This window comes from Bacillus multifaciens (assembly GCF_030756675.1).
Taxonomy (GTDB): Bacteria; Bacillota; Bacilli; order Bacillales; family Bacillaceae_G; genus Bacillus_A; species Bacillus_A multifaciens.
The window spans coordinates 1-11,061 of sequence record NZ_JAVBXD010000070.1 but is presented as its reverse complement, the minus strand read 5'-3'; the positions used below and the strand labels follow the sequence as shown (position 1 = coordinate 11,061).

Here is an 11,061-nt window from a genome sequence, read left to right as displayed (position 1 = left end):
CCATGTTTTATTTTCAAGTTTTGTATTTCTTAATTATACAAAAATGTACCATACAGAGAGAGACTTTTTTAGTGTCTACTCTATAGGGTACATTTTAGTAGTATCAAGGCTTTTCTCTCTTAGTAAAGAGTCATATATTGATCGCGTTCCCATTGGTGAACTTGCGTTCTGAACAAACTTCATACCATAAAATCAAATCAAAATAACTATGAAACCTATATTTATCAATAACCTTCAAAATTAGGAACTCAAAATAAATAATATCGTTTCATTATTTTGTGGGCGTTTTGTGGGTACTTTTGTGGGCACCTATTAATAAAAAAACAAAAGAGCACAGCGTGTATATATCGTGCGCCAACACTATATATACCGTCCACCTGATTACGCCAGGTAAACACTTGCTATACTCTCATGAGTTATTTTACATCATGTAGAGTTTCTTAAGCAACGTTTACCAAATTGGTGACGTTGCTTTTTTGTTTCCACAAAGGGGACATATAATATGGAAAGAAAACGTATTGACTTAATTGCCTGTACAGGTAATTACAAGAAATTATCATCATTCACAACTGTGGAAGAATTAAACCAAACTGTACGCACATATAGAGACCTTATCCGCATGTCTGTTAAACGTGCCGATGTACAATCTAGACTTATTGCATTACTTGAAATTTTAAAGCGCCACAGCTGTAAATATGTAGGTGTTAGTTTCCTATGCAAAAATACAATTGCCGATATGATGGAAGTATCTTATAAAACTGTGCAACGTTTAATGAAGAAACTTGTGGACTTAGGCATAATCAAGCAGTTTGCAATGAAACGTCATACAGACATGAATCAAACAGCAAACGCTATTGTAATTCAATCTATTAAAAATGATATGTCCGACAAGCAACCTGCTAAAAAGGAGGAAAAGTGTCCTACAAAAACAACTACTCCTTCTTTAAAACAAAATATAAAAGATATAAACAAACGTAATAATAATGATAATAGCAATACTCCTGAAGATAATATCCAAGAAGCTAATTTTATTGCTCATTGGGTTCCAGATCGTTTTATTAACTTAGCAAGCTGTTTTTACACTGAATCTAAAACAATTCAAGAACTGTGGAAGGTCGTAAAACAGTGTAATAGAGTTGTTAACTATACAACAGGTGCTACAGCATTCAATAAGGACCAAGAACTTGAAATTGGTGTGAAGGCTATCAAAGAATTTGTTATGAAAGTAAAAGCTGGAATGAAAATGAAGCTTAGTATGTTTGCATACTTCAACGGCATTGTAAATAACTTGATGGACAAGTATTTCTTTGATAGAGAATTTATAGGGAATGAGTAATAATTTCCATATAATAAATGTTATAATAATTAGTGTTCTATTTTTAGTTAGTTTAAATTTCAGAGGGAGAATTTCTATATTATGAGGATTTATGAAGCGATTATTTTATGGTTGAAAACTATCGCAAGATATTTCATTACAAAAATAATGGAATATAAAGTGCATATTTTTGTCATTTTAGTAGTGTTAGCAATCTTTTTTTATGCATTTAATTTAGAAATAAGTAATAACAAAGCTAAGGGGTTTTTTGATAAAGTTTTCTGGTTGGATAGTCTGTTGCCAAATATAATAGCTGACATGATAGGAATAATTTTTACTTCTTTTATTATAGCGGGCTTATTCGCTCGAAATAACAAAAAAGCAGAGGAAAAAAGAATATATGGTATTTTAGGAAAAGACTTCGAAAAACTAATTAATCTTTTAAGTAGAAACTACTTATATTTATTAAAAAAAGATGATCTTTATTTATCTTTAATTAATGATAATCAAATTAATAATGACCTAAAAGAAATAACAAAGAAAAAAGATCTAGCTTTTGATTTTTCTTTATTAATCAATAACTATAAAGTATGGGATGTCTCAAAAGGTAGTCTAATACACGATAATTTTATTATAATGATTCCCAAAATTGATACATGGGATAAACTAGTTTGGAAACTTCTTGAAGAAACCGATGAATTGTTTATCAAAAAAGGAAAACTAGAATTCAAATTAAAACAATTAGACAAAAATTCAGATGAATATAAAATGAAGATGACTGAATATGAGGAAATTAAAGCATTATTTATGGATACAGTGTGGACTGATACACCAATAGATGAAAATTTATTAAATGTAAATATTTCTGATTCATTCAATGCTTGTCTCAAATTTTATAAAAAGAAAAATCAAGAATTTTATGATAAATACAATTTTATAATTCCAATTGAAATAAGAGTATCACTTACAGAGTTAGAAACAAATTTACAAATTGCTTCAAGTAAAATATATTCATATACCAAACCTAATACTTATTTCATTAATGAAAACGATGATATTGATGTAAAAAAGAAAGAAATATTAAATATTCTTGTAGTTATTTCACAAGAACTTTTAAATCTATCAAGATATTTTAAAAATGTTAAATGATCATAAAGTGATTATTGTGTTAAAAAGAACTTGTAGAAAATGACTGTAAATGACATTTCAAAAGAAGCATTTATATAAATAAAACCGCCTCTTATTTAGAGTCGGTTTTTCTTTTCATTTGTTCTCCTCTTTTCAAAATATTCTCTCTAAAAAACAATCTATCCCTCACCATCTCTTTAATTGGCACTAATGTTCCTGACTTAATCAAACTTATTCACTTACTTTTTCTTTGTCACACCAAATAGTGGGATATATTTACAATTAGTTTTAATGATGGGATATATTCGACAACGATTTTATGTGTGCATAAAAAAGATAGAAGGGCGCATGATACTCTTCTATTTCAAAATGACTGATAAATCGAAAGGTACGCAACTTGAGTATATGAGGTGAAATAAATTAGTGCAAATAGCCAAAAACTCATTTTTCCATGAGTAAAATTGTATTTTCAAAAAGGCGATTGATGAATATGAAAACTACAAATGAAATGTTACAAGAAATAAAAGACTTTCAGAATAACCAAGTAGAAGGTGTTACTATTATGCATAGTGATAAAGAGGCTGTAGACTTTTGTATCAAACTAGTTTATGAAATTCATGTGGAACAAAAGCATAATTTTGAACCTAATATTGATAAATAATACCACTATATCCAAAGTTTGATATAATTAATTTATTATATCATTGGAGGTAAATTTTCATAAGTTTTGATACAGTCGCATCGGTGCAACGTATGCAACAACTACAACAAGCGGAAGCTGCTGCTGGAAACAGATTAATCCTAAAAAAAGTAACTACAACTTTCGATGCAATATTTATTATGTCTGCAATTCTTACAGGCATCCTTACACTGGGATTATCTCTTATATTATTTGCAATTGTTTATGTAATAAAAGAATCTTTAACCAAAACATACTTAGTACAAAACGTTGCTACAGGAGAAAAGTTTAGAGTTGATAAAAAGGAATTTAAGCAATACAAGAAGGCATTCAAATCGAAGGAAAAAGAAGTTAGAAGTATATCTGATTTATAATAAAAGAAGATAACTATATGGAAACGAAAAAACAAAATGTTAAAAGTGCAGTGAATCAAGGGGATGAAAAACATTGTGGTATAATCATGCCTATTGCTCCAATGGATGGTTATACCGCTGATCATTGGTCTGAAGTAAAAAGCATTATTACAGAAGCAACTAAACAAGTTGATGGAATAAAATTCAAAACCGAGATAGTAAGTAATTCTGATGGTGAAATTGATATTATTCATAAAAGAATAATTCAAAATCTATATAATGCAGATATTGTAATTTGTGATATTAGTGGTAGAAACCCCAATGTTATGTTTGAATTAGGCATGCGATTAACTTTTGATAAGCCTACTATTATTATTAAAGATGACGTAACTGATTTTATATTTGATACAGGAGTTATCGAACATTTAATCTACCCAAAAGATTTAAGATTTAAAAAGATAGTAGAGTTTCAAAAACTATTAGCATCAAGAATTAAAATAACTTATGAGAAATCTCAAAATGATACAACTTATTCAACGTTTTTAGGCAATTTTGGTGAGTTTAAAGTTCCAACTCTTAATCAAGAAACTATTTCAGATGTTAACCAAATAATCTTAGATGAGTTATCTAATATTAGAACGGACATGAATAATGTAAAGAGGGAAATTGCTGCATCAAAAGAACCTTTAAAACAGCGAACATTTAATCATTGGCAACAGTTATCGCTGTCTGAAATGCTTTCGGTTCAAAGCTATATAAAAGAAAATAAAGACATGCGAGAACCTATAGATATTGTAAATGATCAAGATTTCCAACGATATTTGTCGAAACACACAATAGAACTCAACAATGAAAATATCAAACAGATTCTAAATATAATCAGACAAGCTCAAGAAAATAATATGTAACTAAAAGCAGGCTCCCGTTTATAGGAGCCTGCTTTTAGCTTACTTTCACGTATGTTGGACTAGCTGTAATATAGTACACGTTTCCACGAGAATTTTTTACTTTATATTGCGATGATCCATCCACAGAAGTTTTAACGATAATAGTGAATCCTAAACCTGTGTGAAATGCTTATTACACATTAAAAAAACGTCAAATTAACTTTTAAACGTGTTTTTCTGTAAGGTAATATTTTATATAATCTATCCCTAAGCTAGCTAACGGAATACTTATCGCTAAACTTAACGCATAAACCATTGTTCTTATACCTGTATAATCTAAAAATTTATCCGTTAAAAATAAAACTAAAACAAATAATAATGTAGATTTTATAAACATTTTAAGAAAATCAATTTTCATAGCAATTCCTCCTCCGCATTCTATTAAAGGATGCAAAATTCTTCTAATGAATGTATAATGTACACTAAACAGAGGTAAAATAGCAAAGAAACAGAGTGGTAGAGACACCCTGTTTCCTATGTAATACCCACTTATCAGTGAGTGAACGGCACATAACTAAAAGCAACTATTTTTAGCACTCTTAGCCACTCTACTGCTACGTCCATAGCTTGAGTGGTTTTTACATAGGTAAAAATAGATAAACTCAAACTTTTTTGTTCTATATACTCAACGAAAGGTTCAATTAAGTACCTTTCAGCGAATAATCCTAACAAGAAAGTTAAAATCCATTCTTCCACATGCATCACCTCCTTCTAATAAGAACTAATAATCAACAGCATTCTATGGTTGCTTGATTTTAGTTAACTTACCAGAGGTAGGTTGACGATCTCACTCTTTTAACTAACATTACTGGAATAATATAACACAACCTCTGTAATCTGTACATAAAAATAAAAAAGCCGACTCAATTAAGAGCCGGCCTCTACATTATCTAAGCCAATGTACATAAGACTCATCAAAATACATCCAACCTTCAACGCCTTCACCTGTTACATAAATCCAGTTCTCATATCGATAATGAACGTCATAAGCAGAACGCTTTGTAATTTTATTCATAACAGGGTCACCAGTGGATGCACCTTTACGTAAATTGATGTCAGTACCGTTTACCCAAACGACACCTTGAGATTTGCCATCTTTATTGATTTTCGCTACATCGTCACGAACCCAGTTATTTTCCGCAATTTTATACCAGAAATGAGATCCGTCATGATGCCAAGCAAGGTAAATATGTCCGCTTCCTTTTTGTACTTGACGTTTAACTGCTGCATCAGTAGATGGAATTTCTCGTACATTTGCAACATCTACTGTTACAGTAATACTACCTAAATTATTTGTTTGCCAATCATGAGGTAAAACAACATCGTCATTTTCTCCTGCAAAGTTGCTATCTCCTACGAAAAACCATTCAAGTGATTTATCGCCATTCAAGTAGTTTACATCACAATTTCCAACGCTTTCTATATAACCGCCTGTTGCATTGTCTGCATATTGCCATAAATCACATGGATATTTCGGTTTTGCTCCGTAACGAGGAATCCAAAGGAAATCAGCTTGTACATTTTGTAATCCATATGAGCTGTACATATGATGAGATACATAGATAGAAGCCTACTTTCCACCCTGCAGCTTTACAAGTATCGATGAATGCCTGTGACGCCCTCGCTAGGTTGGTACCACCACAGCTAGATAATGTATCATCTTCAACGTCTAGCACTAAAAATTTAGCGTTAGGACTCACACGATCCATAAAATCTTTTGCTTCTACAATTGCATCTTCCACAGATACATAGCAGCCATATGCATATGCAGCATGCGGAATGCCTCGTTCTTCTAAATTTTCTACGTGCTGTTTATATAGATGGTCTGCTTTATTTGAGCCGTATTGCACACGACAGATCGCCAAGGCGATATTTGGAGTAGCTACATCCCAATTAATATTTTCATTCCATTTTGAAATATCGATAATATGTTTAGTCATTATTTATTCTCTCCTCTTAATTTAATAGAAATAAAAAAGAGCAATGTCTTTTGACAGCGCCCTTAGCTTCGTACAGCATTTTTATTGTTCTTTCTTATCTTCATCAGTAAACCATCTTCCTGCAGTAGGATTAGAAATCACCCCTGCTGCAATTAGAATTACTAGAATAGTATCCACATATTCTTGATAGCGACCTGCGTTAAAATGAGGAACAGTATCCATAAGAACCATTCCTAGTAGCGCAAACAAAGCAACCCACAAACCGCGGTTTTTAAATTTTCCTTTCACTATGAATCTCTCCTTTTTCGATTTTCTGAACGTCTAATTTTTGCTTCAATTTCAGAAGCAACACTTTGTAACAAGCGTGCTGGAATCCATTTATCCCAGCCAATGCGTGCGCAGTTAGCTGCAAAGCTATTAAATATGTGATAAATTAACCCACCTGTGATTGTGAAAAAGAATAGATCCGGTAATTTCAACATCATATCTAACATATGCGCAAAAGAAGGCAACAAAAAAAGCACTACTGTACGTGTAATGCCTTCAATTCCATATTGAGATGAATATGTTCCATCTTTTTTGGCAGCTCTAATCCCTGTAATCCAGTCTAGGGTTACAATCCAAATTAGAGTGATAATCCAAATCATATTTGCTTTTCCATATAGAAAACTAATAATTGCCCCTATACCGCCAGATATGAAAGCACCTACTTTAAATTGCGTGCTGCAGATAACATCTGTAATATTTATTGCGTTTACAAGATCGCCGATTCGTTCCAAGTCCTCACCTCCTTCCAAAATAAAAAAGAGAGACGTTTGTCCCTCTTTTTACAAGTTATTTAATTCTTTTAAAATCGAATTTAGTTATCTTTCTTATCAAGATTATTAGAAATTTTATTTAAAATCTCAAGTGCTTCTTTCTTTTCTTCTTCTGTGAATTTCGCATTCTTAATTTTCGCTTCAAGTGATTTTAGTACTTCCATGAATGTACTTTCTTTTGTACATACGTTGTCTGCATAAGAGTCTCCAATTGCCATTATAGAATAGTATGTATCTGTATACCCACCACCTTTATTACCTTTTACATGCGCCCATCCCACAGTATATAAATTACCATCTTTATCTATAGTTATAGAATCATTTGCTCCGCTTGCGTATGAATGTGGAAGTTTCCATTTTAGTGTTCCATCTGGATTGACTGCATATAATTCAGTACTTGATTTGAAATAAATCACACCATTTTTATCTATTGTTGTTGAGCTAACACCTCTTTCGGTAGAATATTTCCATTTTAATGTGTAATCCGAGTTATATGCATACAAGCCATCATTTCCACCTATATAGATAGTCCCATCTTTAGAATAGATTGTTGGAGTAGCATGTGTACCATACATTGATTTTGGAACTTGAGTCCATTGTTTTATTAAATTTCCATCTTTATCTAAAATAATTACCGTATCATTCTGACTACTCCCTAATTGTCCATTAAGAAGTAGTTCACCATTTAAGCCCAAATTAAAACCACGGTGGTGTCCTTTAAGAGTTTTTGTCCATAATTGCTTTCCGTTTTTATCATGAGCATAGATAACACTTTCTGATTCTCTTTGAACTACATTATAAATGGTTCCATCTTTTGATATACGCATAGTATTAGTTGAATAAAATAGCTGGATCATTTTATTTGATACCCATTTAACTGAACCATCTGGATTATATGCCTCTAATCGATATTCTTTGATATTACGTACATAAATTGTACCGTCGCTACCTATAATCGGTGTTTCTCTGGCATAAAAGCCTTCTTTATTAATTTGCCATTTAATTGATCCATCTGGATTTAAAGCTATTAGTTGACCTTTAGCCCCTGAAAAATAAATTGTTCCATCTTCCCCCATAATCGGTGAAGCATCCATGCTTCCCATACCATCTTTAATCCATTTGATTGAACCATCTTTATTAAATGCATATAACTTTCCATTTTGATTCCCTACATAAATTGTACCGTCACGATCAATTGTTGGTTGAGCAAGGAATTGTTGAATACCACCTTTGCTATTAAAATTCTTGTATTCCCACTTTATCTTATTGACTTCCGTTCCAGCATAAGGTGAATTCCTGTTCCAATTCTGTCCGAAAGGAAACTCGGCTTGTAAATCATATTTTCCTTGTTCAAATTGTTCACCTTGTGTGTTACTAGGAAGCTTATTTAAGATATCACGCGCTTCTTTCTTTCCTTGTTCAAATTGTTCACCTTGTATGTTACTAGAAAGCTTATTTAAGATATCACGCGCTTCTTTCTTTTCTTCTTCTGTTAATTTCGCATTCTTACTTTTCGCTTCAAGTGATTTTAATACTTCCATCGATGTACTTTCTTTTGTACATACTTTATCTATATACGTGTCTCCGATTGCGATTAGAGAATAATAATAAGAATCGTCTATAAGTGATCCACCAGCTCCTACAGTATATAGCGTACCATCCGCATCGATTGTTATAGAATTATTTGTATTCGTGTTAGTTAATGCAAGTGGCATTTTCCATTTTAATGTTCCATCTGGGTTTAAGGCATGTATTTCATTGGAGGCTTTAAAATAAACTATACCGTTTTTGTCAATTACTGGTGATTCCGTAACAACTCCAGCAGAATATTTCCACTTTAATGTATAATCTGGATTATAAGCAAAGATACCATCCGCACCACCAACGTAAATTGTGCCATCTTTTGAGTAAATTGTAGGAGCTGAAGATGAATGGTTTGCTGATTGTGTGCTCCACTTTTTAATTTCATTACCATCTTTATCTAAAACATATAAAATATTTCCGTCATTAATGTACAACTCATTCTTTAACCCTAAAGAAAACCCAGGTGCTCGCTCTGCACCTTCAAAAGTTTTTTTCCATAATTCATTACCATTTTTATCATGAGCATAGAGATAATTAGTCTTGTCATCTGTAATTAAAGTGTAAATAATTCCATCTTTTGAAATGAGCATAGAATTAGTTCCGACTTTTCCTTCAGAAATTTTGTTTGATGCCCATTGTTGTTTCCCATTTGAATTGTACGCTTCTAATTTATTTGTCTCTGTATTACGCACATAAATGATACCTTTACTGTCTATGATAGGTGTATCTTGGATATTAACATTGTTAACTTGCCATTTTATTGAACCATCTGGATTTACAGCAGTGAATTTAATACCCGCAACATAAATTGTTCCATCTTTCGCAATAACTGGTGTAGTATGTGCTGTTACCATATCCTCTTTAACCCATTTAATAGAGCCGTCTTTATTAAATGCATATAACTTACCATTTTGATTTGCTGCATATACAGTGCCATCTCGGCTAATTGCTGGCGGGGAAGAGAATGACTGTACAAGATTTCCGTTGGAACCATCGTTAAAGTAAAGTTTGTATTCCCATTTCACTTTATTAACATCTGTTCCAGCATATGGTGAGTTCTTGTTCCAAATTTGTCCAAAAGGAAATTCGGCTTGTAGATCATAATTCCCTTGTTCAAATTGATCACCTTGTGTGTTAGTAGTTTGTGCTTGTGTTATTGCCTGAGGGTTTAATCCTACCATCAAAGCGAACAGTAGCAGCATTAACATAAATTTCTTTTTCATAGTTTTCCTCCTATGTAATAATTTGTGAGACATAACATTTAAAATAATAACATATTAACCATATATATCAATTTAATATTTTGAGTGATTATCAAAATAAAAAGCCTTACTTATTAGTAGACTTTGGTTTCAATTTCTCATTTTCTTCTCTTAACTTTTGATTTTTCGCTTCTAGTTCGATTACACGAGCCAAATAAATGTTTTTCTCTTGGGTGGCTACGTTTAGCTGTTCTTCTACCACTTTTACGTAAAGTTCTTGGTCTGCTGTTATTTTCATTATTAATCACCTTTTCTATTTGATTCAGCCTATCGTCTGTTTTTTGTACATACTGTTGAAAACCTCTTATTGTAACTGATAAAGAGGCATATAAATTAACCCCTTTTCGTTCATCATCTGTGAATGAAAGCGGACAATCATCAACCATAAAACCGTAATGCTTCGGAATATCTTTCAACGTGTATGGAGCTTGTCCACCTTCTTTGTTTTCCCGCATTTCATACAAACTAGCTACATCACTTTTGAAATAGTACTCTTTTATTTTTAAATCTAAAACATCTTGTAGTGCATCAAACTGTAAATCTTTTATGAATGTTTTCAACCTTCGTTGGGATGTAGTTTTATATTCGGTTGCTACGAGACCGCTGTGACGTGAACCATCGCTAGATTTTACTTGCAAATACCCATTCCAATGATCGTCACAACAAACCATTGATTTATATAACGTTATATGAGAACCGATATCCTCAGTAATCCATTCATTTTTATAGTTTTTATGCATGTTATAAAAATAAAGTGCATTTGACGTTATCTTTGTAAATTCTGCATTTTGAGGGTTATCAAGGGTTAACGATGGTTTCCATCCTTGAGTTGAATCATAAGACTTTGCTGTGACAGATTTTGATTGACCGTTATCCCTTACAATAAAACTTTGCGCTCCGTATGTTGCATGATCATTACCATTATTAAGAATCAAACCCCATGAAGCAATGTCTATAGAATTTGCTAACGAGCCGTCTTCTTTATAACCCTTACTATAAAAAAGTCCCTTTTCTAAACCTGTAACAACTCTCTTT

10 protein-coding genes and 4 pseudogenes are annotated in these 11,061 nt (G+C 32.1%); 5 read left to right on the top strand and 9 right to left on the bottom strand.

From position 1 onward, the window contains the following. Positions 1-502 precede the first annotated feature (502 nt). Positions 503-1,336, top strand: coding sequence for a Fic family protein (locus Q9306_RS23865; RefSeq protein WP_306203020.1), 834 nt, complete (start codon positions 503-505; stop codon positions 1,334-1,336). A gap of 81 nt (positions 1,337-1,417) precedes the next feature. Beyond that, positions 1,418-2,464, top strand: coding sequence for a hypothetical protein (locus Q9306_RS23860; RefSeq protein ID WP_306203019.1), 1,047 nt, complete (start codon positions 1,418-1,420; stop codon positions 2,462-2,464). Between the two features lie 91 nt (positions 2,465-2,555). Here the strand turns inward: Q9306_RS23860 and Q9306_RS23855 are convergent. Beyond that, a pseudogene (locus Q9306_RS23855) lies at positions 2,556-2,672 on the bottom strand (DNA-binding protein); the annotation flags it as partial. A gap of 261 nt (positions 2,673-2,933) precedes the next feature. Here Q9306_RS23855 and Q9306_RS23850 point away from each other — a divergent pair. Genes Q9306_RS23850 through Q9306_RS23840 form a run of 3 tightly spaced genes read left to right on the top strand, consistent with a single transcriptional unit; the run spans position 2,934 to position 4,383 of the window. Beyond that, positions 2,934-3,104 (top strand): hypothetical protein, encoded by a 171-nt coding sequence (locus tag Q9306_RS23850; protein ID WP_306203018.1) that lies wholly within the window; start codon positions 2,934-2,936, stop codon positions 3,102-3,104. 59 nt (positions 3,105-3,163) lie between these two features. Next, positions 3,164-3,496, top strand: coding sequence for a hypothetical protein (locus Q9306_RS23845; protein ID WP_306203021.1), 333 nt, complete (start codon positions 3,164-3,166; stop codon positions 3,494-3,496). Between the two features lie 17 nt (positions 3,497-3,513). Beyond that, the gene (locus Q9306_RS23840; RefSeq protein WP_306203016.1) at positions 3,514-4,383 is read left to right on the top strand and encodes a hypothetical protein; all 870 of its coding nucleotides are present in this window, start codon (positions 3,514-3,516) and stop codon (positions 4,381-4,383) included. Between the two features lie 34 nt (positions 4,384-4,417). On the opposite strand, the pseudogene Q9306_RS23835 reads toward Q9306_RS23840, so the two are convergent. From Q9306_RS23835 to Q9306_RS23800, 8 genes and pseudogenes are all read right to left on the bottom strand, one after another. Further along, positions 4,418-4,540, bottom strand: a pseudogene (locus Q9306_RS23835) (N-acetylmuramoyl-L-alanine amidase); the annotation flags it as partial. A gap of 45 nt (positions 4,541-4,585) precedes the next feature. Beyond that, complete coding sequence (locus Q9306_RS23830; RefSeq protein ID WP_306203014.1) at positions 4,586-4,780, bottom strand: ABC transporter permease; 195 nt, start codon at positions 4,778-4,780, stop codon at positions 4,586-4,588. 134 nt (positions 4,781-4,914) lie between these two features. Beyond that, a complete protein-coding gene (locus Q9306_RS23825) occupies positions 4,915-5,124 on the bottom strand; it encodes a hypothetical protein (protein ID WP_306203012.1) in 210 nt (69 codons plus the stop codon). Between the two features lie 184 nt (positions 5,125-5,308). Next, a pseudogene (locus Q9306_RS24760) lies at positions 5,309-6,362 on the bottom strand (GH25 family lysozyme). A gap of 81 nt (positions 6,363-6,443) precedes the next feature. After that, entirely contained in the window at positions 6,444-6,650 is a 207-nt protein-coding gene (locus Q9306_RS23815) for a hypothetical protein (protein WP_306203010.1), read from the bottom strand. Further along, positions 6,650-7,141: a phage holin family protein gene (locus Q9306_RS23810; protein WP_306203008.1), complete on the bottom strand. Its 492-nt coding sequence runs from the start codon at positions 7,139-7,141 to the stop codon at positions 6,650-6,652. The genes Q9306_RS23815 and Q9306_RS23810 overlap by 1 nt, the downstream gene beginning before the upstream one ends. Positions 7,142-7,221: 80 nt before the next feature. Next, positions 7,222-9,987, bottom strand: a complete 2,766-nt coding sequence (locus Q9306_RS23805; RefSeq protein ID WP_306203007.1) for an outer membrane protein assembly factor BamB family protein — start codon at positions 9,985-9,987, stop codon at positions 7,222-7,224. 137 nt (positions 9,988-10,124) lie between these two features. Further along, a pseudogene (locus Q9306_RS23800) lies at positions 10,125-11,061 on the bottom strand (tail fiber domain-containing protein); the annotation flags it as partial.